This is a genomic window from Candidatus Brevundimonas phytovorans (assembly GCA_029203145.1).
GTDB lineage: Bacteria > Pseudomonadota > Alphaproteobacteria > Caulobacterales > Caulobacteraceae > Brevundimonas > Brevundimonas phytovorans.
In genome coordinates this window covers 37855-62628 of the sequence record CP119309.1, presented here as the reverse complement: position 1 = coordinate 62628, position 24774 = coordinate 37855, and the positions used below count along the sequence as shown (strand labels likewise).

General features: G+C 68.3%; 25 protein-coding genes and 1 pseudogene. 14 read left to right on the top strand and 12 right to left on the bottom strand.

From position 1 onward, the window contains the following. Positions 1 to 28 precede the first annotated feature (28 nt). Positions 29 to 1192, top strand: a complete 1164-nt coding sequence (locus P0Y52_00285) for an aminotransferase class V-fold PLP-dependent enzyme (GenBank protein WEK58009.1) — start codon at positions 29 to 31, stop codon at positions 1190 to 1192. A gap of 4 nt (positions 1193 to 1196) precedes the next feature. Here P0Y52_00285 and P0Y52_00280 read toward each other — a convergent pair whose 3' ends face one another. Genes P0Y52_00280 through P0Y52_00270 form a run of 3 tightly spaced genes read right to left on the bottom strand, consistent with a single transcriptional unit; the run spans position 1197 to position 3108 of the window. Further along, entirely contained in the window at positions 1197 to 1667 is a 471-nt protein-coding gene (locus P0Y52_00280; GenBank protein ID WEK58008.1) for a hypothetical protein, read from the bottom strand. Positions 1668 to 1723: 56 nt separating this feature from the next. Then, a complete protein-coding gene (locus P0Y52_00275; protein ID WEK58007.1) occupies positions 1724 to 2608 on the bottom strand; it encodes an alpha/beta hydrolase in 885 nt (294 codons plus the stop codon). 5 nt (positions 2609 to 2613) lie between these two features. After that, the gene (locus P0Y52_00270) at positions 2614 to 3108 is read right to left on the bottom strand and encodes a Fur family transcriptional regulator (GenBank protein WEK58006.1); all 495 of its coding nucleotides are present in this window, start codon (positions 3106 to 3108) and stop codon (positions 2614 to 2616) included. A gap of 157 nt (positions 3109 to 3265) precedes the next feature. Here P0Y52_00270 and P0Y52_00265 point away from each other — a divergent pair, with 157 nt between their 5' ends. Further along, positions 3266 to 4057 carry a SapC family protein gene (locus tag P0Y52_00265; protein ID WEK58005.1) on the top strand — a complete coding sequence of 264 codons (792 nt, stop codon included), beginning with the start codon at positions 3266 to 3268 and terminating at the stop codon, positions 4055 to 4057. Between the two features lie 170 nt (positions 4058 to 4227). On the opposite strand, the gene P0Y52_00260 is transcribed toward P0Y52_00265, so the two are convergent. Both P0Y52_00260 and P0Y52_00255 read right to left on the bottom strand, forming a co-directional pair. Then, complete coding sequence (locus tag P0Y52_00260; protein WEK58004.1) at positions 4228 to 4635, bottom strand: acyl dehydratase; 408 nt, start codon at positions 4633 to 4635, stop codon at positions 4228 to 4230. A 13-nt stretch (positions 4636 to 4648) separates the two neighbouring features. Continuing rightward, positions 4649 to 5671 (bottom strand): NADP-dependent oxidoreductase, encoded by a 1023-nt coding sequence (locus P0Y52_00255; GenBank protein WEK58003.1) that lies wholly within the window; start codon positions 5669 to 5671, stop codon positions 4649 to 4651. A gap of 303 nt (positions 5672 to 5974) precedes the next feature. On the opposite strand from P0Y52_00255, the gene P0Y52_00250 reads away from it, so the two are divergent. Then, positions 5975 to 6250: a hypothetical protein gene (locus P0Y52_00250; protein ID WEK58002.1), complete on the top strand. Its 276-nt coding sequence runs from the start codon at positions 5975 to 5977 to the stop codon at positions 6248 to 6250. Positions 6251 to 6311: 61 nt separating this feature from the next. Here P0Y52_00250 and P0Y52_00245 read toward each other — a convergent pair whose 3' ends face one another. After that, positions 6312 to 7106 carry a response regulator gene (locus P0Y52_00245; GenBank protein WEK58001.1) on the bottom strand — a complete coding sequence of 265 codons (795 nt, stop codon included), beginning with the start codon at positions 7104 to 7106 and terminating at the stop codon, positions 6312 to 6314. Between the two features lie 195 nt (positions 7107 to 7301). Between P0Y52_00245 and P0Y52_00240 the strand changes: the two genes are divergently transcribed. The 4 genes from P0Y52_00240 (at position 7302) to P0Y52_00225 (ending at position 10085) form a co-directional block, all read left to right on the top strand. Continuing rightward, on the top strand, positions 7302 to 7508 hold the full coding sequence (locus P0Y52_00240) for a NepR family anti-sigma factor (protein ID WEK58000.1): 207 nt from the start codon (positions 7302 to 7304) through the stop codon (positions 7506 to 7508). Further along, the gene (locus tag P0Y52_00235) at positions 7505 to 8113 is read left to right on the top strand and encodes a sigma-70 family RNA polymerase sigma factor (protein ID WEK57999.1); all 609 of its coding nucleotides are present in this window, start codon (positions 7505 to 7507) and stop codon (positions 8111 to 8113) included. The genes P0Y52_00240 and P0Y52_00235 overlap by 4 nt, the downstream gene beginning before the upstream one ends. A gap of 75 nt (positions 8114 to 8188) precedes the next feature. Further along, the gene (locus tag P0Y52_00230) at positions 8189 to 9862 is read left to right on the top strand and encodes a sensor histidine kinase (protein WEK59419.1); all 1674 of its coding nucleotides are present in this window, start codon (positions 8189 to 8191) and stop codon (positions 9860 to 9862) included. Positions 9863 to 9947: 85 nt separating this feature from the next. Then, entirely contained in the window at positions 9948 to 10085 is a 138-nt protein-coding gene (locus P0Y52_00225; GenBank protein ID WEK57998.1) for an entericidin A/B family lipoprotein, read from the top strand. Positions 10086 to 10145: 60 nt separating this feature from the next. Here P0Y52_00225 and P0Y52_00220 read toward each other — a convergent pair whose 3' ends face one another. Next, positions 10146 to 10637 (bottom strand): hypothetical protein, encoded by a 492-nt coding sequence (locus P0Y52_00220; protein ID WEK57997.1) that lies wholly within the window; start codon positions 10635 to 10637, stop codon positions 10146 to 10148. 157 nt (positions 10638 to 10794) lie between these two features. Here P0Y52_00220 and ald point away from each other — a divergent pair, with 157 nt between their 5' ends. From ald to P0Y52_00190, 6 genes are all read left to right on the top strand, one after another. After that, positions 10795 to 11913, top strand: coding sequence for an alanine dehydrogenase (gene ald, locus P0Y52_00215; GenBank protein ID WEK57996.1), 1119 nt, complete (start codon positions 10795 to 10797; stop codon positions 11911 to 11913). A 198-nt stretch (positions 11914 to 12111) separates the two neighbouring features. Further along, the gene (locus tag P0Y52_00210; protein ID WEK57995.1) at positions 12112 to 14289 is read left to right on the top strand and encodes a TonB-dependent receptor; all 2178 of its coding nucleotides are present in this window, start codon (positions 12112 to 12114) and stop codon (positions 14287 to 14289) included. Between the two features lie 69 nt (positions 14290 to 14358). Then, complete coding sequence (locus tag P0Y52_00205; protein WEK57994.1) at positions 14359 to 15507, top strand: hypothetical protein; 1149 nt, start codon at positions 14359 to 14361, stop codon at positions 15505 to 15507. A 26-nt stretch (positions 15508 to 15533) separates the two neighbouring features. After that, positions 15534 to 16448, top strand: a complete 915-nt coding sequence (locus P0Y52_00200) for an SMP-30/gluconolactonase/LRE family protein (GenBank protein WEK57993.1) — start codon at positions 15534 to 15536, stop codon at positions 16446 to 16448. Beyond that, positions 16445 to 16849: a nuclear transport factor 2 family protein gene (locus tag P0Y52_00195; protein ID WEK57992.1), complete on the top strand. Its 405-nt coding sequence runs from the start codon at positions 16445 to 16447 to the stop codon at positions 16847 to 16849. Before P0Y52_00200 ends, P0Y52_00195 begins: the two co-directional genes overlap by 4 nt. Before the next feature lie 40 nt (positions 16850 to 16889). Beyond that, positions 16890 to 18245, top strand: a complete 1356-nt coding sequence (locus P0Y52_00190) for an MFS transporter (GenBank protein WEK57991.1) — start codon at positions 16890 to 16892, stop codon at positions 18243 to 18245. A gap of 88 nt (positions 18246 to 18333) precedes the next feature. Here P0Y52_00190 and P0Y52_00185 read toward each other — a convergent pair whose 3' ends face one another. The 3 genes from P0Y52_00185 to P0Y52_00175 are packed head-to-tail and all read right to left on the bottom strand — an operon-like array spanning position 18334 to position 21249. After that, a complete protein-coding gene (locus P0Y52_00185) occupies positions 18334 to 19050 on the bottom strand; it encodes a glutathione S-transferase N-terminal domain-containing protein (GenBank protein WEK57990.1) in 717 nt (238 codons plus the stop codon). Between the two features lie 40 nt (positions 19051 to 19090). Next, entirely contained in the window at positions 19091 to 20623 is a 1533-nt protein-coding gene (locus tag P0Y52_00180) for an acyl-CoA synthetase (protein WEK57989.1), read from the bottom strand. An 8-nt stretch (positions 20624 to 20631) separates the two neighbouring features. Then, positions 20632 to 21249: an NAD(P)H-dependent oxidoreductase gene (locus tag P0Y52_00175; protein ID WEK57988.1), complete on the bottom strand. Its 618-nt coding sequence runs from the start codon at positions 21247 to 21249 to the stop codon at positions 20632 to 20634. Positions 21250 to 21407: 158 nt separating this feature from the next. Between P0Y52_00175 and P0Y52_00170 the strand changes: the two are divergent. Then, positions 21408 to 22663, top strand: a pseudogene (locus P0Y52_00170) (CoA transferase). 91 nt (positions 22664 to 22754) lie between these two features. Here the strand turns inward: P0Y52_00170 and leuD are convergent. Continuing rightward, entirely contained in the window at positions 22755 to 23366 is a 612-nt protein-coding gene (leuD, locus tag P0Y52_00165; protein ID WEK57987.1) for a 3-isopropylmalate dehydratase small subunit, read from the bottom strand. After that, positions 23366 to 24772: a 3-isopropylmalate dehydratase large subunit gene (leuC, locus tag P0Y52_00160; GenBank protein WEK57986.1), complete on the bottom strand. Its 1407-nt coding sequence runs from the start codon at positions 24770 to 24772 to the stop codon at positions 23366 to 23368. Before leuC ends, leuD begins: the two co-directional genes overlap by 1 nt. Positions 24773 to 24774: the final 2 nt, after the last annotated feature.

Genomic DNA, 24774 nt, shown 5'->3' with positions numbered 1-24774 from the left:
CATACGCTGATCCGGGTAAGGTCGGGGGATGAGCTACAAGCCCCTCTTCTCGCGCGCCCTGGGTCTCGATCCCGAGCGGCTGCATTTCGCCGCCCACAGCCATCACCTGTGGCCCGACGCCAGCTTCGACGCCCAGGTCCAGGCCTGGGCCGAGGCCAACCGCTTCGCCGACCGCAAGTGGGACCTGATCTTCGGCGAGGTCATTCCCGAGGCGCAGAAGCATGTGGCCAAGGAACTGAACCTGCCCTCGCCCGACAGTCTGATCTTTGCGCCCAACACCCACGACATCCTGCTGCGGATCGTTTCGGGCGTAGAGACAAAGCCGGTGCGCATCCTGTCCACCGACGGCGAGTTCCACTCCTTCCGCCGCCAGTCGGAACGCTGGGAAGAGGCCGGAGAGGCCGTGGTCACGCGCGTGCCGCTGCATCCCTTCGCCACCTTCGCCGAGCGCTTCGTGGCGGCGGCCAAGGCGGGCGGTCATGACCTGATCCTGGTCAGCCAGATCTTCTTCCGCACCGGCCAGGTGTTCGACGCCGTGGCCGAGCTGGCGGCTCTGGCCGATCCTGCAGGCCCCTGGGTGGTGGTCGACGGCTACCACGGCTTCATGGCCATGCCGACCGACCTGTCGGCGGTGGCGAACAAGGTCTTCTATCTGGCGGGCGGCTACAAATACGCCATGGCGGGCGAAGGCGCCTGTTTCCTGCATGCCCCGCCCGGCTTCTGCCCGCGCCCGGTCATCACCGGCTGGTTCGCCGAGTTCGGCCATCTGGAAGGCCCGCCCGGCGGGGTCCAGTACCGCACCGACGGCGGCCGCTTCTGGGGCGCCACCTTCGACGTCAGCGCCCTCTATCGCCTCAACGCCGTGCGCCGGATGCTGGACGACCAGGGCCTGACCACCGCCGACGTCGCCGCCCATGCGCGCCGGCATCAGGCCCGGTTCCAGGCGGCGGTGCAGGCGGGCGAGGCCGGCCCCCTGTCGCAGGCCGAAATCCTCAATCCGGTCGAGGGCGACGCGCCGCGCGCCCGCTTCCTGGCCCTGCGCTCGGACGAGGCCGCGCGCTGGAAGGCCGACCTGCAGCACATGAACGTCGTCACCGACGTGCGCGACGACGTGATCCGCTTCGGCTTCGGCCTGTATCAGTCCGAGGAAGACGTGGAGCGGTTGATCCACGCCTGCGCCCGCCTGAGCTGAGGCATCAGAAGAAGAGGCTGTCGTCCTGACGCTGGGCCTCGGGCGCCGCTCTGGGCGCCGTTCTGGACGTAGAGGGCGCGGCTGGGCGGGGCTCGGGACGGACGGCGGCGGGCGGGGCAGCGGGCGCCGGCGGCGCGCTGGGCGGGGCCTCGGCCTCATCATCAAAGATGGAGCGCCAGATCGAGGTCGCCGCCCGAGGCGGCGGCTCGACGGCGGCCGGCGTCGGCGGCCGCGCCGATCCGGGGGCCACGGCCGGATAGGGCACGGGCGAGGCCGCGACAGCCGTCGTCGGTTCTCGCACGACCGGAGGCGTCGATGCCGGGGCGGGAGCGTCGGAGGCGGGCGCCGCCAGCCTCTGGTCCGCCGCGTTCCACAGGATGGCCACACCGAGCGCCAGCAGGATCAGGCCGATCACGGCGCCGATCAGCGATCCGATGAGCAGGCGCGACAGACTGGAGGAGGCGGCGGGCGACATGGCGTCCCAGGCCTAGCACCGAACCGCGCAAGGACAAGCCCCGAAGCGCGAACGGCTTAGACCGCCACGTCCAGCAGGGCGTCGCGCACGATGTCGGGATGGGTCATGGGAAAGAGGTGGCCGCCGCCCGCCACGGTCTCGACCCGCCGCGATGCGGACACGCCTGTCGGAACCGCGCACAGGGACCCGCTCTCGGCCTTCAGGATGCGCACCCCGCCCGGAAACCGTCGCAGCGCCCGCCAAGGATTATGAGACTGGGCGGCGTAGTTGGACGCCTCCCAGGCTGGAGCGCACGTCAGCTCAAAGCCCCGGTCGGTCTCGACCAGGCCGTCGACGAGATAGTCGGCCAGCATGAGGTCGGACCAGCCCTTGAACGCCCCGCGCCCGCGATAGGCGGCCAGGGCCTGTTCGCGGCTGTCGAACAGGGCGCGACGCTTGCGAGTGCCCAGCACGATAGGGTTGCGCCCCGCCAGCTGTCCCAGGAGAGGCAGGCTCATGGCCAGAACCACCTCACGCCGCCAGATCACCGGATCGAGCAGCAGTAGGCGGGACACCCGCTCAGGCCGTTCCGCCGCCGCCAGCAGGCCGCTGGTCCCGCCGATGGAATGGCCGGCCAGGGCCACCGGCGGACCGTCCACGGCGTCCAGCAGGGCGATCAGGTCGTCGCGGTGATCCTTCCAGCTTCGCCGCCCCTCGGGCCGCGCCGGCAGCCGGGTGCGGCCGTGACCGCGCAGGTCCGGCGCCCAGATGCGCAGGGCGCCGGACAGGGGCTGCAGCAGGGAGCGACAGGCGTAGGCGTTGAAGCCGTTGGCGTGAGTGAAGATCAGGTCCACCGGGCGCGCCGGATCGCCGAAATCCAGCACCGCCATCTCGCCTGCGCCCCAGCGGTTGTCGATGGGAATGGTCAGGCGCCGCGGCGCCGACAGGGCCAGGGCGTCCATCTCGTTCAGGCCGCCACGCGGCAGGCGGGACAGCGGCCATGCCCCTCGATCGTGGTGCGCTCGATGGCGTAGCCGGCGACGGCGGCGGCCTCGGCGAAGGCGTCGCCGCCGGCCACGGCGACCTCCTCGGTCGCGCCGCAGCAGTCGCAGATCAGGAAGGCGGCGGCGTGAGCCGGGGCGTCCCCGGCGACGGCGGTGCAGGCGACATAGGCGCTGATGGAGGCGATGCGGTGGACCACGCCCCGACGTTCCAGAAACTCCAGGGCGCGATAGACGGTCGGCGGCTTGGCCGCCTGGCCGTCCACGCCGTAGCGCGCGATCAGGTCATAGGCCTTGACCGGCTCGCCCGCCGCCAGCAGCAGCTCCAGCACGCGGCGGCGCGGCGCGGTCATGCGCTCGCCCTCGGCGGCGCAACGGGCCTCGACCGAGACGATCGCCTGCTCGACCTCGGCGGCGCCGGGTCGGCTGTCGGAATGATCGTGATCGCAAGCAACGCCCATGGGCTACAGCTAAGGGGTCTCAGGGCCCACCGCAACCGGCGCCGCCGCCGCAGGCCAGGCTCTTCAGGCCGGCGTTCGTCGAACGACCACGTTTGCGGCGCGCCCGGCCATAGGCTAGAAGGCTCGACCTTTCTGTTCAGAGCCGATCCGACACATCATGACCGACACCACGACCCAAGCGTCCGGCCCCCTGTCCGGCAACGTCCTGTTTTACAGCCAGCCGGAACCGATCTCGTTCGAGGCGCACGGCAAGCTGGGCGTGACCCCCGCCGACAAGCCCTATGCCTTCGTCGGCCAGACCAACATCGTGCCGCTGACCGTGACAGAGTTCGCCCCGGCCGCCCTCTCCTTCCCCGTCATCTTTGTCGGCGATCTGAAGCAGCCCGTCGTGGCCATGGGTCTGCGTCAGGGCGAAAACCTGTTCATCGAAAACGGCGACTTCCGTCCCGATGCCTATATTCCGGCCTACGTCCGTCGCTATCCCTTCGTCTTCGCCAACGACGACACGCAAAACCGCATGATCCTCTGCATTGATCGCGCAGCGGCCTTCGTCGGCGAGAATGCCGAGATCCCGCTGTTCGATGACGACAAGCCCAGCGCCTACGTCAACAACGCCATGGAGTTCTGCAACAACTTCGAGCAAGAGCGTCTGCGCACCGAATCCTTCGTCAAGTTGCTGATTGATCTGGACCTATTCGAAACGCGTGAAGCCAGCTTCACCCCGCGCAACCCCGACGGCTCGACCGGTCCGGTGCAGAAGCTGGCCGAATATTACGCCGTCTCGGAAGACAAGCTGAAGGCTCTGCCGGTCGAGAAGCTGGCTGAACTTCGCGACAACGGCGCCTTGGGCCAGATCTACGCCCACCTGGTGTCGCTGCTGGGCTGGGATCGTCTGATCGCCATGGCTTTCAACCGCGCCGCTGCGACGCCGACCGCCGCCAACGCGTAATTCTTGGGGGCCCACCGCGCATTCGCCCTGCTTGAGGCCTTCTTTGGGGGCCCACGGCGCATTCGCGCTGCTTGAGGCCTTCTTTGGGGGCCTAGCGCGCATTCGCCCTGCTTGAGGCCCGTTGGAAAAATGAAACGCCCCGTCAGGAAACTGGCGGGGCGTTTTTCTGTCTAGCGCCGGGCGACGAGGGCGCGGGTCAGGCAGGAGAAGACCAGCCGGCCCGCCTCGTCCAGCAGGTCCTGCTGAGCGATGACGATGCCCTTGTCGTCGCCGACAGGGTCCTTGCCCATGATGGTCAGCCGCCCGCGCAGAAGTTCCCCCGCCGGGGGATTGCGCATGAACCGCAGCCCGTCGACGGCCAGGGTCTTGGTCCCGGCCCAATGCCCCGCCTTGTCCGCCGATAGCCGGCTCCACAGGGCGTAGACCAGGGCGTCGGGCGCGCCGTAGGCGACATCCCAGCCCGGCGCGAACCGTTCGACGAAAACATCCAGCGCCGCCCCGTCCACCGCGCAGGCGCCCAGCGGAATGACCTGGCCGACGTCGAGATCCTCGAAATGGATATGAAGCGGTTCTGTCATCCCCTCGGCCTCCTCAGGCGGCGGGCTCTTCCGACACCCGAACCAGCAGCTTGCCGTCATGGTCGCCCGTGAACAAGCGGTTCAGCGAGGTCACGGCGCCCTCCAGACCGTCATCCACGTGGACCTTCCACTTGATCTTCCCGTCGGACAGCCAGGGCCCCATCTCGGCGACCATCTCGCGGGCCCGGTGGGCGTAGTCCAGCACCAGGAAGCCCTGGACGTCGAGGCGATGGGTGATGATCCGGCTGAAGTTCGGCGACGGCGGCATGCGCGTGGCGTTGTAGGACGAGATCAGACCGCAGACGGCCATGCGGGCATGGACGTTCAGCCGGTTCCACACGGCGATCATGATGTCGCCGCCGACGTTCTCGAAATTCAGGTCGATCCCGTCGGGCGCCAGACGGTCCAGGGCCTCGCCCACGTCCTCGTTCTTGTAATCGACAGCGGCGTCGAAGCCGAGCTCCTCGGTCAGCCAGCGGCACTTCTCAGGCCCGCCGGCGATTCCGATGACGCGCGCCCCGCGCTGCTTGGCCACCTGACCGGCGATGGAGCCGACCGCCCCCGCCGCCGCCGAGATCACCAGGGTCTCGCCCGCCTTGGCCTTCAGCACGTCGGTGACGCCGAAATAGGCGGTCAGCCCCGTCATCCCCAGGACGGACAGGTTGGCGGTCAGCGGCATGCCGGGCGCGCGATGCACCGGGCGCAGGCCCTGTTCATGGACCACCGCATAGTCGGCCCAGCCGCCCGACAGGGGGGTGACGATGTCGCCCGCTTTGAAGCGGTCGGACTTCGACTGTTCGACCACGCCAAGCGTCAGCCCGCGCATGACCTCGCCCAGGGCGACGGGCGGCAGGTAGCCCTGGCTGTCGTTCATCCAGGTGCGGTTGGTCGGGTCCAGCGACAGGTAGATGGTGCGGACCAGGACCTCGGCGTCCTTCAGGTCGGGAACCGCCGTCTCGATCAGTTCAAGATCGCCGTCCTTGATCAGCCCCTGGGGCCGTTGGCGAAGAACCCACTGACGATTGCGAAGGCTCATGGCGCGTCTCCAATGCGTTTTCTTTGAGAACTCATAGTGGCGGATGCTGCGCCGCTGTCGAGAGGGCTTTCAAAGAAAAGGCGGACCGTTTCGGGTCCGCCTGAAGGTGGCATCATCGAGAATGAGGAGCAGAGGCGACGGACCGGCGAACCGGTCAAGTCAGGGGGGCTTTGTCGCCTCCGCACTCCGGTAACGATGCTGTGCCGATCCGGTTCCAGTCCGGCCGAAAAGGCCCGCCCCGGAACGACGACCGGCCGGGCGGCGTTGCTAGACCATTAGAGGAGAGGCCGACCGGAGACCGCAATGACCCACCAGGATCCCCATTCCCATTCCGCCGACGCCGTCGAACACCATGCGCCGATCGAGGCTCAGTATGTACGGCAGGGTCGGGGCGGAAAGCGCATCCTGTGGCTGCTGATCGTGTCCGGCGGGGCTGCGGCCGTCCTGTTGCTGGGCATGTGGCTGCTGAGCAATGGGGGTTTCCAGAGCGTCAATGCCGACGCCGGCGGCACGCGCGAGGATTCCGCCCCCTTTGACGCCCCCTCACGCCCTGCCGTCCCGGCCGCGCCGTCGGCCTGATCGTGACACGACAAGGCCCCGACGGCGAACCATCGGGGCCCCGGCCGACCGCGTCAGGGCATCAGGCGGCCTGTTTCTGACGCGACGGATGGAAGAAGAGGGCCTGGCTGATCGCCGCCTTCACCGTTTCCGGCTGGAAGGGCTTGGTGATCAGGAAGGTCGGCTCGGGCCGTTCGCCCGTCAGCAGCCGCTCGGGGAAGGCGGTGATGAAGATGACCGGCACGTCGAAGCGTTTCAGGATGTCCTTGACCGCATCGATGCCCGACGAGCCGTCGGCCAGCTGGATGTCGGCCAGCACCAGACCTGGACGGTGGCGGGTGACAGCATCGACCGCCTCATCGTGGGTGGTGGCGGTGCCGGTGACGCGATGACCCAGTTCCCGAACCAGACTCTCGATGTCGGCCGAGATGATGGCTTCGTCCTCGATGATGAGGACGTCAGTGGCCAGTTCGGCGTCGATGTCGGTCTGGGCCTCGGCGATCAGGCGCTCGACCGTGCGCGGGTCGACGCTGAGAATTTGCGCCGCTTCGGACGGCGTGAAGCCTTCCAGGGCGGTCAGCAGGAAGGCCTGGCGCGAGCGCGGCGAAATACGCATCAGGCGCCGGGAGGCGTCATCGCCGTTCTCCAGACCGCTGACGTCCTCCAGCTGGGCGCCGGTCGAAGACCAGATGGCGTGGAAGACATGATAGAGGGCGACCCGCGGCGTCATGTCCGTGGGCAGTTGCCGCTCGCCGGCGGCCAGGGCCTCCAGCGCGACGCGCACATAGTTATCGCCGGTGATCTGATCGCCCGTCAGCGCCCGCGCATAGCGACGGACATAGGGCAGATGCGGCGCCAGCCTAGCCAGTAGACTCATACATAATTCCCCGACAGTCGGCGTCCCCGATCTGAAGACGCCCTAGAGTGCCAGAACGTGTCGGAGGCGCAACGGTTCCAAACCCGTCGCGCAAGCTTGAGCATAAAAACGCGGAGGCCTAGGAACTCTTGAAGGGAAGCGGCGTTTTCGGCTTCCATGAACCTTACTCCAGGCTTGGGTGGCGGCCGAAACTCCATGATCAAATCCAAGGAAACCACCTCGCGTCCTGACGCATCCGCGTCCCAGGACAACGGGTTGGAAGAAGTGCGCCTGCGGCAGCAGGCCATCGGCGTCAAGCTGCGCCACATGTTCGACCAGGTGGTGAACGAGCCGGTTCCCGACGAATTTCTCGACATCCTGCGGCGGGCCGACGAGCGGTCGTCGACCAAGGAGGGGCAGTGAGCATCTCCAGCGCGCCGCCCAAACCGGCCTCTGCCGACGACGCCGGTTTCAAAAAGGAACTGGTGACGCTGATCCCTCACCTGCGCGCCTTCGCCCGCACCCTGACTGGTGATCCCACCGCCGCCGACGATCTGGCCCAGGAAGCCATGATGAAGGCCTGGGACGCTCGGGCCAGCTATCAGATGGGCACCAATATGAAGGCGTGGACCTTCATGATCCTGCGCAACCAGTTCTATTCGGAAAAGCGCCGGTCGTGGCGCCAGACCCAGCTGGATCAGGAAGCCGCCGAGCGGACCTTGGTGGCGGTCGACGACCCCGAGGCGCCCGTTGCGCTGGACGAACTGCGTCAGGCCCTGAAGACCCTGCCCGAGGAACAGCGCGAAGCCCTGATCCTGGTCGGCGCCGGCGGCTTCGCCTACGAGGAGGCCGCGGAAATCTGCCAGTGCGCCGTCGGCACGGTGAAAAGCCGCGTGTCGCGCGCCCGCAAGGCCCTGGCGGCGACGCTGGAGCGCGGCGGATATGGCCGCGACGGCAAGGCGGCCGGCGACGCCATGCGCTCGATTCTGGCCGACGCCGACAGGCTGAGCGGCGCCAGGCAGGGCTGACGGCGCGTGGTGCGGTTCGCCCGCGCATGGGGCTTTCGGCTGGGTCGACCGAGCGTTCACGGCATTCGCTTCCGCATGGGTCTGGCCATGGCCGTGGCCCTGCTGCCCATCCTCATCCTCAGCGGCGTCCAGACCCAGGCCGAGTTCCGGCGTCAGGCCGAGGATCGTCGCATCGACCTGCAGTTGGCGGCTGAACGCAGCGCCGCCGACGCCAAGGCCCGCATCGAAAGCACCGTGGTCCTGCTCCAGGCCCTGGCGCCCGAGGCGGCCGGCTTCTATTGCGAGCCGCGACTGACCGCCCTGGTGGGGCGGCTCGACGCCCTGTCGGCCCTGCATCGCTATAGCGCGACCGGAGAACCCGTCTGCGCCTCGCGTCCCGGCCCGGGCGTTGCGCCCTCCCTGCCGCCCGCCGACGTGCGCGGCCAGGACTGGTATCAGCGACTGAAGATGGGCGAGGACATGGTCGTGGCCCGCGCCCCCGACGCCCCCGCCTCGCTGATCGTCGCTGTCCGGTCCGAGCGGCCGCTGGGCGCCTTCCAGGGCGCGATCGCGGCGGTGATCCCGCTGACGGCGCTGCAGCCCGACATCCGCGACCCGGCCCTGCCGCCTGGCGCCCAGTCGGCCCTGACCGACGCCATGGGCCGCATCCTGGTCGCCACCAATCCCGCCGATTTCAGCGACGATCGCGCCATTGCGGCCTGGGTCAAGGATGCGCGCCAGGGCGACGCCGCCCTGTTCGAAGGCCGCGACGACCGTGGCCGCAAACGCGTCTATGCGGGGACGGCGCTGGCTGGCCGCGACCTGTTCGTCCTGCTGTCGGCGCCGGCCTCGGGGCTGCTGTCCTGGGCGCGTCTCAATCCCATCGGCTCCTTCCTTCTGCCCCTGGCGGCCTGGCTGGTGGCCTTCCTGGCGGTCATGCTGCTGTCGGAGCGGGTCGTCATCCGCTGGCTGGTCTATCTGGAGCGGGTCGCCGCCATCTATGCGCGAGGCCGGTTCTCGGTGCGTCCAGTCCAGGCGGAGCACGCGCCGGCCGAAATCCGCGTCCTGGCCCGCACCCTGGGAACCCTGGGCGACACCATCACCCGCCGCGACAAGGACCTGCTGGACTCGCTGGACGAGAAGGACGCGCTGATGCGCGAAATCCACCACCGGGTGAAGAACAACCTGCAGATCATCTCGTCCCTCCTGTCGATGCAGCAGAGGGCGGTGGCCGACCCGGCGGCGCGCGCGGCCCTGGGCGATACGCGTCAGCGGATCACGGCCCTGGCCCTGATCTACCGCACCCTCTACCAGTCCGAAGATATTCGCGCGGCGGACTCGCGCACCTTCCTGACCGAACTGGTGGGACAGCTGATCGCGGGCGAGGCCATGCGCGGCCCGCTCGTGACCAGCACGGTCGAGGCCGACGCCATCATCATCGACCCGGATCGGCTGGCCCCGGTGGCCCTGTGGCTGGTCGAGGCCGTCTCCAACGCCCAGAAGCACGCCTTCGCCGGGCGCGGCGGCGACCTCAGGGTCCGCTTCAAGATCATGGACGAGACCAGTATTCTGGAGGTCCAGGACGACGGTCCGGGCGTCGCCGACAGCGATACGGCGGGCGTCGGCCGCACCCTGATGAACGCCTTCGCCAAGCAACTGCGCGGTCAGGCGGAAATGCTCGAGGCCCCCGGCGGCGGCTCCATCGCGCGGCTGACCTTCGCCACGCCTGAAGCCCCTGTCGGCGCCGCGCCCGAACGCTCGGAGCGATGACAGCTTGGCAGGAACCCCGGCGCCGCACCGGCGTTGATTTCAACGAGGGCGCCCCGTCGCGCCCGCCCCTCCACAGGAGCCGACCATGCGCAAACTGTTCGTTCTCGCGGCCGCCGCCGCCCTTCTGACCACCGCCGCCTGCAACACCATCGCCGGTGTCGGCAAGGACACCCAAGCGGCCGGTTCAGCCGTCGAAGACGCGGCCAAGGACGCCAAGAACTAGGATCAGGCCTTTCACAGACCGTCTGCCCCCGTCGCGCGCCGCGCGGCGGGGGTTTGATTGTCAGGCGAGCGCCCACGCCCTGTCGCCGTCTTCGCTCGCGGGCCTGGCGGGTCGTCGCAGACGGGAAGCCCGGCGTCGCGCCCGGGCCGCAGGACGCCGCCGGAGCCGCGAGACCATGATCGCCAACCGGTCCCGCAGCCGGGCCTTGATCAACGGCAGCCGCGCGTGGGCGGCGATCAGGCTGACGGCGGCCAGAACCTCGACATAGGCCAGCACGTCGCCCGCCATCAGCAGGGCCAGTTCAAACGGCATCAGCTGGAACATCAGCAAGGCCCCGGTCAGGATGGCCACAGTCCGCAGCGCCGAGCCGCTGAAGGCTGCGTTCGCCTTCTCCAGCGCAAAAACGCGGCTGGGTCGATGGGCCGCGCAGGCCAGACCTGTCATCGCCAGAAACAGCGGCAAGAGCGGCGCCCCGCCCGCTAGCAGCCCCGGTACGGCGACCAGAGCCGCCAGCAGGGCCAGAACCAGCCAGGCCGCATCATCGTCGAACATGCCGTGCCCCCGAAAGCTTCACCCTTGAAGTTGGAAGAGCGGGACTGGACCGCAAGGCCCGTCACAAACCCCCGCATCGCCACTGGTCGATTCATCGGCGCGGGTTTAGCGTTCGCTCCGCCCTGCCTTGAGGGCCAGCCGTTCAGAGATCAGGCCCATGCGTGTCGGCGTCCCCCGCGAGATCAAGACCAATGAACACCGCGTCGGCCTGACGCCCACGGCGGCGCGCGAATACGTGGCCCACGGCCATGAGGTCCGCATCGAGACGGGCGCCGGGCTGGGGGCGGGCTTCGCCGACGCGGACTACAGGAAGGCGGGTGCGATCATCGTCGCCGACGCCGAGACCGTCTTCGCCGACAGCGACATGATCGTGAAGGTCAAGGAGCCGCAGGCCGTGGAATGGACCCGGCTGCGCGAAGACCACATCCTCTTCACCTATCTGCATCTCGCGCCCGATCCCGAGCAGACCCAGGGCCTTCTGGCCTCGAAATGCGCGGCCATCGCCTATGAGACGGTGACGGACAGGAACGGCGGCCTGCCGCTTCTGGCCCCCATGTCCGAAGTGGCCGGGCGCATCGCCGTCTTTTCCGCCGCCGAGACCCTGTTGAAGCACAACGGCGGCATGGGGCTGCTGTTCTGCGGCGTGCCGGGCGTGGCCCCTGCGCGGGTGCTGGTGCTGGGCGGCGGGGTCGTGGGGCTGAACGCCGCGCGCATGGCCATGGGCCTGGGCGCCGAGGTGGTGGTGCTGGAAAGATCGATCCCCCGGATGCGCGAGATCGACGAACTGACCGGCGGCCGCGTCATCACCCGCTATTCCTCGATCGGGGCCATCGAGGAGGAACTGGTCAAGGCCGACGTGGTCATCGGGGCCGTGCTGGTGCCCGGCGCCGAGGCCCCGACCCTGGTCCGTCGCGATCAGCTGAAGTCGATGAAGCCGGGCAGCGTCCTGATCGACGTGGCCATCGACCAGGGCGGCTGCTTCGAGACCTCGAAGCCGACGACCCACGAAGATCCGACCTATGTCATCGACGGGGTGGTCCACTACTGCGTCGCCAACATGCCCGGCGCCGCGCCGCGCACCAGCTCCGAGGCCCTGAACAACGCCACCCTGCCCTTCGGCCTGGCCCTGGCGGACAAGGGGCTGGCGGCGCTGAAGCAGGACCCGCATCTGGCGCGCGGCCTGAACGTGCTGAAGGGCGAGATCACCTATCCCGCCGTGGCCGAGGCCCTGGGCCTGCCGTGGAGCGACCCCTTCGGCGTCTGGGCGCGCGGCTGAGCCAGGCGCGCGACCCCGCCGTCCGCGCCGCACCCTTTGCGAGCATCGTGAAAACCGCGCCCTCGCCCAAAACGGCGAGTCCAGATTTTTTGTCAAATTAGTTGCCGTATCTCGTCAGATAGTTTGACAAGATAGCCAACTGGTGCGCCAATCTCCCCATCTCGCATTCAGAACGAGAAACACAGGGAGAGGGAAAGAATGAAACTGTCATACTGGCTGAAGTGCGGCGTCGCGCTGGCCGCCGCCTGCGCCACGCCCGCCATCGCTCAGAACGCGTCGAGCGCCCAGCCTGAAGCGGCCGAAGTCGCCACCGTCGGCGACATCGTCGTCACCGCCCAGCGCCGCGAACAGAAGCTGCAGGACGTGCCGCTGGCCGTCAGCGCCTTCGGCGCCGAGGCCCTGGCCGACGGCAAGGTCGAGAGCCTGGTCAGCCTGGACGGCAAGATCCCCAACGTGATTCTGGCGCCCGTCGGCGCCTATCCCTTCGCCAGCGCCTTCTTCATTCGCGGCCTCGGCTTCGCCGACGTCGAATCCAGCTTTGAGCCCTCGGTCGGCGTCGAGCTGGACGGCGTCTACCTGTCGCGCAACGTCGGCGCGGTTCAGGACTTCTTCGACATCGACGGCGTGACCATCCTGCGCGGTCCGCAAGGCACGCTGTACGGCCGCAACACCATCGGCGGCGTGGTCAGCGTCCAGTCGCGTCGTCCCTCGTTCGACTTCGGCGCCCGCGCCCAGGCCACCTTCGGCTCCAACGGTCGCCAGGAACTGCGCGCCGGGGTTGAAGGCGCCCTGATCGAAGATCAACTGGCCGGCAAGTTCTCGTTCCTGACCAAGACCTATGACGGCTACACCAAGAACGACGACGGTCGCGACATGGGCGCCCAGGATGTCGTCTCGGGACGCGGCGCCCTGCTGTGGACGCCGACGGCGACCTTCGACGCCACCCTGATCGTCGACTACACCAAGGACAAGGGCACGGGTCCGGGCCTGCAGAACGCCAGCCTGCCCACCATGCTTCTGCCCAGCTATGGCGAGCCCGCCGACGCCGACGGCGATCCCTACCTGAGCCACATCGGCGACGACGTCTTCTCGAACCTGGAAGCCTATGGCCTGGCGCTGAACGCCAACTGGGACCTGGGTCCGGTCACGCTGACCTCCATCACCGGCTATCGCAACACCAAGTCGAACATCCTCAGCGACTTCGACGCCACCCACCTCGACTTCCTGACCGTCCATCGCGACGAAACCCACGACCAGTTCAGCCAGGAGTTCCGCCTGGCCTCGAACGCCGACGGCCCGCTGCACTATGTGGTCGGCGCCTACTACATGACCCAGGAGTACGACATCTCCACCGGCCAGTTCGGCCTGGTCTTCGGCAGCCCGACGGCGGGATCGACCGCCATCAGCAGCCAGAAGGCGGACTCCCTGGCCGTCTTCGGTCAGGCGGACTACGAGGTTCTGCCGGGCCTGACCCTGACGGCCGGCGGCCGCTACAGCTCGGAAAAGAAGACCTTCACCACCCAGCCGCTCTTTTTCCCGAACTCCGATACGTTTGACGCCGACTTCGACGACTTCTCGCCCAAGTTCGCCGTCAACTACAAATGGTCGGACAACCTGATGACCTACGCTCAGTACTCGCGCGGTTTCCGTGCGGGCGGGTTCAATGGTCGCGCGGGCACCTTCGCCGCCGTCGGTCCCTATGATTCCGAGAGCGTCGACTCCTATGAAATTGGCGTGAAGAGCGACCTGCTCGACCGCCGCCTGCGCCTGAACGCTGCGGTCTTCACCAGCAACTACAAGGACATGCAGCAGAGCGTCCAGCAGGTCATCCCCAACACCACCATCAACCAGACCCTGGTCGCCAACGTCGGCAGCGCCAAGATCTCGGGCTTCGAGGCCGAGGCCACGGCCGTCGTCACCAACGCCTTCACCGTCACAGCCTCGGTCGGTTACCTGGACGCCGGCTTCGACGACTTCGTGGCCGATCTGGGCGACGGCAAGGGCGTGATCGACCGCTCGAACCTGCCGATGACCTATGCGCCCAAGTGGAGCAACAGCGTCACCTTCAACTACAAGCAGGGCTATGAGTTCGGCCAGGTGACGGCCCAAGCCAGCGTGCGTCACGTGACCGACCTCTACACCAGCTTCAACGTCGTGAACGCGACCTCGGATCTGGCGCTGCGCAAGGCCAACACCATCGTCGACGGCAGCCTGGCGCTGGAACTGCCGGACGGCCGCTGGCGGGTCAGCCTGTGGGGCAAGAACCTGACGGACGAGGTGGTGATCAACAACACCTTCGGCGTGGGGCCCCTGCTCGCCGCCCGGGTCTATCAGCCGCCGCGTGAAATCGGCGTCGATCTCGGCTTCAACTTCTGACGACCCCGAGGCCGGCGCGGCAAGGCGCCGGCCTCTTCTTCGTTCTGACCGACAAAATCCGAGTTCCCCATGACCACCTCCGCCGAACTGATCGGTCGGGCGCGCGAGCTGCTGCCCGTGCTCAAGGCCCGTGCGGCCGAGACCGAGGCGCTGCGCCGCCCCCATGACGACACCATTTCCGACCTGATCGATGCAGGTCTCATACAGATGCTGGTCCCCAAACGCTGGGGCGGCGCCGAGTCCGACCTGAAGACCATGTTCGAGGTGGTCGACACCCTGGCCCAGGGCTGCGTCTCGTCCGCCTGGATCGCCGCCTTCTACATCGGCCACAACCTCTACGCCGCCAAGCTGACCCCGCAGGCGCAGGAAGAATTGTTCGGCCCGCGCGGCTTCGTCCTGCTGCCCGCCGCGACCGCGCCGACCATGAAGGCCGAACCGGTCGACGGCGGCTGGCGGATCACCGGCAGCGCCCCCTGGGGCTCGGGCGTCATGCACGCCGACTGGGTCATGGTCTCGGGCATGACGCCGGAAAAGACCCCGCGCAGCTTCATCATGCCGGTCGCCGACGTCAGCGTGAACGATACCTGGCGCTTCAGCGGCATGGCCGGCACCGGCTCGAACGACATCGTCGTGAACGACGTCTTCGTCCCCCATTATCGCTCGATCGACGGCGTGGATCTGCGCAAGGGACCGACCGAGGGCACGGCCCTGCACGCCAACCCGCTCTATGACATTCCCCTGGTCCCCATGGCCTACGCCACCATCGTCCCCGTCCTGACCGGCGGGCTGAAGGGCGCGTTGTCGGCCTTTGAGGAGATCGTGGACCGCCGCGTGCGCAACTTCTCGGGGGCCGTAGTCAAGGACCAGCAGCACACCCACATCGTCCTGGGCGAAATGCAGGTCGGAACCCAGGCGGTCGACATTCTGGGCCGCGCCCATGTGGCCCGCACCGAGGCCCTGATCCAGAGCGGCTTCACCACCGAGGATCGCATCAGCCTGAAGGGTTCGGCCGGCTATCTGGCGCGCACCGGCCGCGAGGTGTCGCAGAACATGATGGCCAACGCCGGCTCCTCCAACTACCACCACGATCAGCCGCTGCAACGCTTCTGGCGCGACCTGGCGACCGTCACCTCCCACGCCTTCTGGGACTGGGACATCGCCCGCGAACAGGTCGGCCGCCGCCACTTCGGCCTGCCCATCAACCACCCCATCGTCTGATCCGTCGTCTGACCGGAACGCCCTCCATGTCCCTCGAAACCGTCGCTACAGGTCTGCAGTTTCCCGAAGGCCCCATCGCCATGGCCGACGGCTCGGTGCTGCTCGTCGAGATCCGACGCCAGACCCTGAGCCGGGTCGCGCAGGACGGGCAGATCACCGTCGTCGCCCACCTGGGCGGCGGACCCAACGGCGCCGCCATCGGCCCGGACGGGCGCGTCTATGTCTGCAACAACGGCGGCCTGGGCTGGGTCGACCTCGACGGCGGGCTGACGGTCCCCCACGGCGCGGCCAGCGACTACGCCGGCGGTTCGATCCAGGCCGTCGACCTGACCACCGGCGCGGTCGAGACCCTCTATACCGAATGCGACGGCCGCCCGCTGAGCGCGCCCAACGACATCGTCTTCGACAGCCAGGGCGGCTTCTGGTTCACGGACTTGGGCAAGGAAAACGACACCACCCGCGACTATGGCGCCATCTACTACGCCCGGACCGACGGCGGCTTCATCTCGCGGCAGCGCGACCGGATTTCATGGCCCAACGGCTGCGGCCTGTCGCCGGACGGCAAGACCCTCTATGTCGCCGAGACCTGGACCTGCCGCCTCTGGGCCTATGACGTGACCGAGCCGGGCGTTCTGGCGCCCGCCGCGGCCGCCTATCTGCCGGGCCGCCACGTCCTGACCCTGTCCGACTACCGGCCCTTCGACAGCCTGGCCGTTCAGGCCAACGGCGACGTCTGCGTCGCCACCGGCATCAACGGCGGCATCACCGTCGCGGCGCCGACCGGCGAGGCCACGCACGTCCCGGTCCCCGACTTCGTCACCACCAACATCTGCTTCGGCGGGGCCGACATGAAGGACGCCTGGATCACCGGCTCCTCGACCGGAACCCTGTTCAAGACGCGCTGGGCCGAGCCCGGCCTCAAGCTGGCGTTCAACGCATGACCGAATCCGAAGACACCGCCGTCCGCGCCCTCGCCGACCGCTTCATCGCGGCCATTGAGGCCGGCGACATCGAGACGGTGAAGGCCTGCTATGATCCCGCCGTCGTCGTCTGGCTGAACACCGCCGGCGTCGGCGTCGATCGTCAGGCCAACCTCGACGTTCTGTCCGGCTTTGTCGGCAAGACCTCGGAACGCCTCTATCAGAACCGCCGGGTCCAGACCTTCCCCGGCGGCTATGTCCAGCAACACCGGCTGCGGGCCACCCACGTCAAGGGGCCGGTTCTGGAACTGGCGGCCAGCCTGATCTGTCAGGTTCAGGACGGCGTGATCGTTCGCCTGGACGAATATTTCGACTCCGCCCCGCTCACCGCCTGGTACGCCCAGATATCGGCGGCGGCCTGATGTCCGCCCTCTCGCTTCAGTTCAGTACAGGAGACCGCGGATGACTTCCGCTTCCGCCGCCGCCACCACCCCCGCCGCGCGTCCCCGCCCGGCCTACGCCATCTATGTCGTCCTGATCCTGATGGTCGCCTACATGCTGTCCTTCATGGACCGCGTCCTGATCAGCCTGATGATCGAGCCGATCCGCACGGAACTGGGTCTGGGCGACACCCAGGTCGGCCTGCTGGTCGGCTTCGGTTTTGTTCTGCTCTATTCGATCATGGGCATTCCCTTCGGGGCCCTGGCCGACAGCAGCAACCGTCGCAACCTGATGGTCTTCGGCGTCCTCGGCTGGAGCGCCGCCACCGCAGCCAGCGGTTTCGCCGGCGGCTTCGCCTCCCTGCTGGCGGCCCGCGCCATGGTCGGCATCGGCGAGGCGACCCTGTCGCCCGCCGCCTATTCCACCATCGCCGACCGCTTCGAGAAGAAGCGCCTCGGCTTCGCCGTCAGCCTCTACAACATGGGCGTGTCGCTGGGCGGCGGCGTGGCCATGCTGTTCGGCGGCGTGCTGGTCGCCTGGGCGATGAAGACCAATGTGGCCCTGCCCTGGGGCGACCTGACCGGCTGGCGTCTGGCCTTCGTGGCCGTCGGTCTGCTGGGCGTGCCGCTGGCCGCCGTCATGCTGCTGACGGTGCGCGAGGCTTCGCGTCGTCGCGGCGCCGCCAAGGCCCCGCCGCTCAGCGCCCTGTGGGCCCTGGCCCTGCGTCACAAGGCGGCCTTCGCCGGCGTGGTCATCGGTTACTCCTTCATGGTCATCGCGGCCTATGGCGCCATGCTGTGGGCGCCTGTCCACTTCGCCCGCGCCCACGGCATGAGCCCGGCCCATCTGGGTCTGGCGTTCGGCGTCATCATCGGCCTGTTCGGCACCATCGGCCTGGCCGTCGGCGGCCTGCTGTCCGACCGTTCGGCCAAGCGGGGCCACCCCGACGCCCCGGTGCGGATCGTCCTGGCCTCGGCCGTCATCCAGTTCCCGCTGATGATCGGCGCCTATCTGGTCAGCGACACGACCCTCGCCCTGATCCTGGCGGCGGTCGGCATGGCCACGGTCTCGACCATCGGCGGCCTGCAAGCCGGCACGCTGCAGATCCTGACGCCCGCCTCGATGCGCGGCCGGATGACCGCCATCTACCTGCTGGTGGCCAACATGGCCGGCATGGGTCTGGGCCCCCTGATCGTCGGCTTCATCAGCGAACACCTGTTCAACGGCCCGACCAGCCTGGGCAAGGCCCTGGCCCTGGTCACGGCGGTGTCGTTGACGGTCGGCGTCAGCCTGCTGCTGCTGACCCGCAAGGCCATCATCGCCGCCGTTCAGGACAATGACAGGAACGAGGAGGCTGCGGCCCAGCCCGCCGCCTGAGCCACACTTCAGTCCGACGACAAAACCCCCGCTGGTTCGACCAGCGGGGGTTTTCATTTGGGTGAAGGTCGTCAGAAACCTCGGCGCGTCAGGCGCCCTCGCGCACCGCCGACAGCATCTTGTCGCCGAACAGGACGGACCACTGCTCGGCCGTCAGCGTCATGTGGCGGGCGGCGGCCGGGTGATCGGCGGCGACGACGCCCGCCGTCTTCACCGCCTCGCGGGCGCCGACACGGTCGAACCAGGCCTTGAGCCGCGGCCATTCGGCGACGTCCATGTCGATGGCGCGACTGGCGCGCACCCAGGGCCAGCAGGCCATGTCGGCGATGGAGTAGTCCTCGGCCAGATAGTCGACCTCCGACAACCGCGCCTCCAGGACGTCGAACAGGCGTCGCGCCTCGCGCGTGTAGCGCTGAACCGGATAGTCGTCGGGCGCCGGGCAGTAGCGCAGGAAGTGGTGGGCCTGACCGTGCTGCGGCCCCAGGCTGGCCATCTGCCACATCAGCCAGGTCACCGCCGTGTGCCGCAGACGCGGCGCGGCGGGCAGGAAGCGGCCCGACTTCTCGGCCAGGTACAGCAGGATGGCGCCCGACTCGAACAGGGCCAGGGGCTCGCCGCCCCCGATGGGCTGATGGTCGACAATGGCGGGCAGACGGCGGTTGGGATTGATCGCACCGAAGGCTGGCGTCAGGTGGCGCCCTTCAAACAGGTTGTACTTGATGGTGCGGTGCTCAAGCCCCGTTTCCGCGAGCATGATCGCCACCTTGTGCCCATTGGGCGTGTCGCATCCGTGCAGCTCGATCAAGACGGTTCTCCGAGTGGTGGGGGAAGGGGTGGCGCGGTCGTCAGGCCGTCTGCGCGGCCTTCCAGTACTCGTCCCGGATCAGGCGCTTGTAGAGCTTGCCCGTGTCGTGGCGGGGCAGTTCCTGCATGAAGTCGAACTGACGCGGCGCCTTGATCCCGGACAGCGACTGCCGCGCCCAGGCCGACAGTTCGGCGGCGAAGGCCGGCGTGGCGTCGGCCCAGTCGGCGGGCTGGATCACCGCCACCACCCGCTCGCCCATCTCCGGGCAGGGCGCGCCGATGACGGCGGCGTCGGCCACGCGGGGGTGCTGGATCAGCAGGTTCTCGATTTCCTGCGGATAGATGTTCACCCCGCCCGAGATGATCATGAAGCTCTTGCGGTCGGTCAGGAACAGATAGCCGTCCTCATCCAGCCGTCCGACGTCGCCCAGGGTGGTCCAGCCGCGCGCGTCATAGGCGGTGGCCGTCTTCTCGGGGTCGTTGTGGTATTCGAACGGGTGGTCGCCCTGGAAATAGATGTTCCCGATCTCGCCAGGCGGCAGTTCGTTGCCCTCATCGTCGCAGATGTGGACCACGCAGAAGTTGGCGCGACCGACCGAGCCGGGCTTCTTCAGCCATTCCTCGGAGTTGATGATGGTCATGCCGTTGCCCTCGGTCCCGGCGTAGTACTCGATCAGGATCGGGCCGAACCAGTCGATCATGGCCCGTTTGACCGGCACCGGGCAGGGTGCCGAGGCGTGGATGGCCAGCTTCAGCGACGAGACGTCGTAACGGGCGCGCACCTCCTCCGGCAGCTTCAGCATGCGGATGAAATGGGTCGGCACCCATTGGCTGTGGGTCACGCCGTGCGCGTCGATGGCCGCCAGGGCCAGTTCGGCGTCAAACTTGTCCATCAGCACCACCGTGCCGCCCAGTTGCTGCACCCCCATCGACCAGCGAAGCGGCGCGGCGTGATAGAGGGGCGCCGGGCACAGATAGACGCTGGCCTCGTCCACGCCGAAGCGGGTCTTGGCCACCAGGGCGGTCATCGGCAGGGCGTTGATGTCGCCGTCCTTGGGCAGTTCCGGCCGGATGCCCTTGGGCCGTCCCGTGGTGCCCGAGGAATAGAGCATCTCGCCGCCCGCGACCTCGTCGGCGATGCGGGTGACGGGTTGTTGCGCGGCCTCGTCCTCCCAGACGCGATAGCCGGGGACCACGCCGCCCAGCGAGAACAGCATCAGGTCGGACAGGCCCTCGGGCAGGGCCGGCGTATGGGGCAGGTCGGCGCCCGCGATCAGCACCCTGGCCCCGCAGTCGCGGGCGATATAGTCGACCTCGGCCAGGGTCAACCGCGACGACAGAGCGACGAAATACAGCCCCGACCGCTGCGCCGCCCAGGCCAGGGCGAAGTAGTCCGGCGTATTGCTGAGACAGACCGCCACGGCGTCGCCGGGCTTCAGCCCCAGGGCGCGCAACAGATGGGCGGCGCGGTTCGAGGCCTCGTCCATCTGGCGGAAGGTGGCGACCTCGCCCGTTCGCGCCATGACGACGGCGGGCTTGTCGGGCGTGAGGGCGGCGAAATGGCTGGGATGCATGAGAGGTCTCAGAAGGCGCGGGCCGCGGCGTCAGCCTGGGCCTCGAAGCTGCGGACATAGGCCTGACGCGCCTCGGCGTCGGGCTGGGTCGTGGCCGGGACGACCAGGGCGCGGATGTCGCGGATGCCGATGGTCTCGAAGATGTGCTTCAGATAGGGCAACTGGAAATCGACATGGTCGCCCGCCATCGTCGACGACCGCGTCAGGATCATCTGCAGGGGCCGGTTCCGCAGCAGGCCGACGTGGCGCATCTCGTCGGCCTTGTAGCCAAAGGTCACGCGCGGCTGGACGATGATGTCGAGATAGAGTTTCAGAGCCCAGGGGATGCTGTAGTTCCACATCGGACATGACAGCAGGATGCGGTCGGCGCGGTCCAGCCGAGCCACGGCGTCAGTGACCATGCGCCAGGCGTCATCGGCCTCGGGCGAGACCGCTTCGCCGAAGATGGGCGCGAACTTGCGAAAGGCGTGCTCGGCCTCAAAGCGCGGCAGGTCTTCCTCGAACAGGGCCAGGGTGTCGACCTCCGCATCCGGGTTCCGGTCCCGCCAGGTGGCGATGAAGCGGTTCGCCAGGGCGCGCGACGCCGACCTTTCCCCCTTGGGGCTGGCCACGATATGAAGCAGCATGACGTTTCCCAGTCTGTCGGCTGAGGCCGATCTCTCCCAAGTCGAAGGGGAAGTTTTGTCAATTTATTTGGCAATCACAAGCCCTGTCTCCGCGTTGACTTTCCGACCGCCCCCGGCCAGTGATTGTAAGATTAATTGACGTTTTGGAGAATGCGCCCGTGACCAGCCAACCGCTGAACGGCCCCCTGCACGGGCTGAAGGTCGTCGAGATGGGCCAGCTGATCGCCGGTCCCTTCTGCGGTCAGTTGCTGGGCGACATGGGCGCCGAGGTCATCAAGCTGGAATCCCCCGGCGTCGGCGATCCGATGCGGCACTGGGGCCAGGGCGAGACGCCGACCTGGTGGCGGGTGATCGCGCGCAACAAGTACTCGGTCGCCGTGGACCTGCGCTCGGCCGAAGGCCAGCAGACGGCGCGCGATCTGATCGCCCAGGCCGACATCCTGATCGAGAACTTCCGTCCCGGCACGCTGGAGAAGTGGGGCCTGGCCCCCGCCGATCTGATGACCACCAACCCGCGTCTGATCGTGGTGCGGGTCTCGGGTTACGGCCAGACCGGACCCTATTCGTCGCGCGCCGGCTTTGGCGGCATCGGCGAGGCCATGGGCGGCTGGCGCGGCATCGTCGGCGAGCCGGACCGCGCCCCGTCGCGCGTCGGCGTGTCGATCGGCGACACCCTGGCGGCGACCTATGGCTGCATGGGCGCGCTGGCGGCGCTGCAACATCGTGAGCGCACCGGACAGGGCCAGGTGGTCGACAGCTCCCTGTATGAAAGCGTGCTGCAGGTCATGGAGAGCATGATCCCGGAATACGCCGTCAACGGCCACAAGCGCACCCGCACCGGCTCGGTCCTGCCCAAGATCGCCCCGTCGAACGTCTATCCCTGCTCGGACGGGGAATACCTGATCGGCGCCAATCAGGACGCCGTCTTCGCGCGCCTGTGCCTGGCCATGGGTCGGCCGGAACTGGCGACCGACGTGCGCTACGCCACCCATCTGGCGCGCGGCGAGCATCAGGCGGAACTGGACGTGCTGGTCGGCGCATGGACCGCGACCCTGACGGTTCAGGCGCTGGAAGACCTGATGATCGAACACGCCGTCCCGGCGGGCCGCGTCTTTGACGCCGAGGACATGATGGCCGACCCGCATTTCGCCGCGCGCGACGCCATCATCGAGGTCGAGGACCCGGTTCTGGGCAAGGTGGCCATGCAGGGGGTCTTCCCCAAGCTGTCCGCCACGCCCGGCTCGGTGCGCCGCCCCGCCCCGCTGGAAGTCGGTCAGGACACGGCGGAGATTCTGCAACGCTGGCTTGGCGCCTGATGTCCCGCATAGCCGTTCTCCCGATGGGAGAAGGTGGCCTGAAGGGCCGGATGAGGGTCGCTCCTAGCCGTCGGCGTATGCCGTTGCGTCACGGCTAGGAGCGACTGACGCCGCAGCCCGTCACCCTTTCGCCTTAGCGGATCGCCTTCGGCTCTCCGAGGCTCAAGCCCTCTCCCGCCGGGAGAGGGATCAGAAAGCCCTCAGATGCGGCGCCGCATAGCCGATGCGCGCCTCGAAGCCCTCGATCTCGGTCAGGCGCGCCAGGGCGGCGTCGATCTCGTCCCGGCCTTCCAGCAGCTTGATCCTGTCCGCCGCAGCGATCTCGAACGCCCAGGTCCGCCCGCCCGCCGTCACCGTCTGATCGGGCAGCGAGACCTGAAACCGCGCCGTCGCCGGGTCGCGCGCCAGATCCATCAACGCCAGACACTCCGCCTCGGGCAGGACCAGCGGCAGGATGCCGTTCTTCAGACAGTTGTTGCGGAAGATGTCGGCGAAACTGGGCGCGATGACGCAGCGAATCCCGAAGTCCAGCAGGGCCCAGGGCGCGTGCTCGCGGCTGGAGCCGCAACCGAAGTTGTCGAACGCGATGAGGACGCCCGCCCGATCCCACGGCGACTGGTTCAGCACGAAGTCGGCGCGCGGCTGATCGACGGCGTCAAAGCGCAGCGGGTGCAGCAGGATACGCCCCAGACCGGCGCGGGTGACGCCCTTCAGAAATCGCCCGGGCGCCAGCTTGTCGGTGTCGATATTGGCGAGCGGCAGGGCCGCCGCGACGGCGTCCAGAGTGGTGAAGGCCAGCATCAGCCAGGGTTCCTGACATCGACCAGCCGGCCCGCCACGGCGGCGGCGGCGGCCATCGACGGCGACACCAGATGGGTGCGGCCGCCCGGACCCTGACGGCCCTCGAAATTGCGGTTGGAGGTCGAGGCGCAACGCTCGCCCGGCGCCAGCCTGTCGGGGTTCATGCCCAGACACATGGAGCAGCCCGCTTCGCGCCATTCGAACCCGGCGTCGATGAAGATACGGTCCAGCCCCTCGGCTTCGGCCGCCGCCTTGATCCGGCCGGAGCCCGGCACCACCAGGGCGCGCACGCCCTTCGCCACATGACGGCCGCGCGCGATGTCGGCGGCGGCGCGCAGGTCTTCCAGACGGCCGTTGGTGCAGCTGCCGATGAAGACCGTGTCGATGGCCAGACCTTCCAGAGCCTGATCCGAGGCCAGCCCCATATAGGCCAGCATCTGTTCGATCCGGGCCCGCTGACCCGCGTCGGCGACGGCGCTCAGATCCGGCGTGCGGCCGCCGATGGTCGTCACGGCCTCGGGGCTGGAGCCCCAGCTCACCATGGGCTCGACGGCGGCGGCGTCGATACGCACCACCCTGTCGTAGGGCGCGCCGGGGTCGCTGACCAGGGTGCGCCAGTCGGCGACGGCGGCGTCGAAGGCCGCGCCCTGCGGCGCGTGCCGACGCCCTTTCAGATAGGCGAAGGTGGTCTCGTCCGGCGCGATCAGGCCCGCCCGCGCGCCCGCCTCGATCGACATGTTGCAGACGGTCATGCGCCCAGCCATGTCGAGGTCGCGGATCGCCTGACCGGCGTATTCGATAATGTAGCCGGTGGCGCCATTGGTCCCGATCTGGCCGATGACGGCCAGGATCAGATCCTTGGCCGCCACGCCGCGGCCCAGGGTGCCCTCGACCGCGATCAGCATGGATTTGGCCCGCTTCTGCACGAGAGTCTGCGTCGCCAGAACATGCTCGACCTCCGACGTGCCGATGCCGAAGGCCAGGGCTCCGAAGGCGCCGTGGGTGGCGGTGTGGCTGTCGCCGCAGACGATGGTCGTGCCGGGCAGGGTCAGCCCCTGCTCCGGCCCGACGACGTGGACAATGCCCTGATCCACGCTGTCGAGCGGGATCCACGGCAGGCCGAATTCGGCGGCGTTGATCTGCAACTGTTCGATCTGCGCCCGGCTTTCCGGGTCGAGGACGCCCGCCGCCCGGTTCAGCGTCGGGACGTTGTGGTCGGCCACCGTCAGGGTCTGGGCCGGGGCGTGCACCGGGACGCCGCGCTGGCGCAGCCCCTCGAAAGCCTGGGGGCTGGTGACTTCGTGGACCAGATGGAAGTCGACATACATCAGCATGTCGCCGTCGCCGAGGTCGGCCACCATGTGGCGGTCATAGATCTTGCTCAGCAGGGTGCGGGGAGGATTCATGG

Excerpts from the sequence above, each read along its gene's own strand:
- P0Y52_00195 (WEK57992.1), top strand. The coding sequence starts at position 16,445 with ATGACCGAATCCGAAGACACCGCCGTCCGCGCCCTCGCCGACCGCTTC.
- P0Y52_00210 (WEK57995.1), top strand. The coding sequence starts at position 12,112 with ATGAAACTGTCATACTGGCTGAAGTGCGGCGTCGCGCTGGCCGCCGCC.
- P0Y52_00220 (WEK57997.1), bottom strand. The coding sequence starts at position 10,637 with ATGTTCGACGATGATGCGGCCTGGCTGGTTCTGGCCCTGCTGGCGGCT.
- P0Y52_00190 (WEK57991.1), top strand. The coding sequence starts at position 16,890 with ATGACTTCCGCTTCCGCCGCCGCCACCACCCCCGCCGCGCGTCCCCGC.
- P0Y52_00270 (WEK58006.1), bottom strand. The coding sequence starts at position 3,108 with ATGGGCGTTGCTTGCGATCACGATCATTCCGACAGCCGACCCGGCGCC.
- P0Y52_00260 (WEK58004.1), bottom strand. The coding sequence starts at position 4,635 with ATGACAGAACCGCTTCATATCCATTTCGAGGATCTCGACGTCGGCCAG.
- P0Y52_00245 (WEK58001.1), bottom strand. The coding sequence starts at position 7,106 with ATGAGTCTACTGGCTAGGCTGGCGCCGCATCTGCCCTATGTCCGTCGC.
- P0Y52_00265 (WEK58005.1), top strand. The coding sequence starts at position 3,266 with ATGACCGACACCACGACCCAAGCGTCCGGCCCCCTGTCCGGCAACGTC.
- P0Y52_00250 (WEK58002.1), top strand. The coding sequence starts at position 5,975 with ATGACCCACCAGGATCCCCATTCCCATTCCGCCGACGCCGTCGAACAC.
- P0Y52_00285 (WEK58009.1), top strand. The coding sequence starts at position 29 with ATGAGCTACAAGCCCCTCTTCTCGCGCGCCCTGGGTCTCGATCCCGAG.
- P0Y52_00280 (WEK58008.1), bottom strand. The coding sequence starts at position 1,667 with ATGTCGCCCGCCGCCTCCTCCAGTCTGTCGCGCCTGCTCATCGGATCG.
- P0Y52_00200 (WEK57993.1), top strand. The coding sequence starts at position 15,534 with ATGTCCCTCGAAACCGTCGCTACAGGTCTGCAGTTTCCCGAAGGCCCC.
- leuD (WEK57987.1), bottom strand. The coding sequence starts at position 23,366 with ATGCTGGCCTTCACCACTCTGGACGCCGTCGCGGCGGCCCTGCCGCTC.
- P0Y52_00180 (WEK57989.1), bottom strand. The coding sequence starts at position 20,623 with ATGCATCCCAGCCATTTCGCCGCCCTCACGCCCGACAAGCCCGCCGTC.
- ald (WEK57996.1), top strand. The coding sequence starts at position 10,795 with ATGCGTGTCGGCGTCCCCCGCGAGATCAAGACCAATGAACACCGCGTC.
- leuC (WEK57986.1), bottom strand. The coding sequence starts at position 24,772 with ATGAATCCTCCCCGCACCCTGCTGAGCAAGATCTATGACCGCCACATG.
- P0Y52_00240 (WEK58000.1), top strand. The coding sequence starts at position 7,302 with ATGATCAAATCCAAGGAAACCACCTCGCGTCCTGACGCATCCGCGTCC.
- P0Y52_00275 (WEK58007.1), bottom strand. The coding sequence starts at position 2,608 with ATGGACGCCCTGGCCCTGTCGGCGCCGCGGCGCCTGACCATTCCCATC.
- P0Y52_00205 (WEK57994.1), top strand. The coding sequence starts at position 14,359 with ATGACCACCTCCGCCGAACTGATCGGTCGGGCGCGCGAGCTGCTGCCC.
- P0Y52_00230 (WEK59419.1), top strand. The coding sequence starts at position 8,189 with ATGGGTCTGGCCATGGCCGTGGCCCTGCTGCCCATCCTCATCCTCAGC.
- P0Y52_00175 (WEK57988.1), bottom strand. The coding sequence starts at position 21,249 with ATGCTGCTTCATATCGTGGCCAGCCCCAAGGGGGAAAGGTCGGCGTCG.
- P0Y52_00225 (WEK57998.1), top strand. The coding sequence starts at position 9,948 with ATGCGCAAACTGTTCGTTCTCGCGGCCGCCGCCGCCCTTCTGACCACC.
- P0Y52_00255 (WEK58003.1), bottom strand. The coding sequence starts at position 5,671 with ATGAGCCTTCGCAATCGTCAGTGGGTTCTTCGCCAACGGCCCCAGGGG.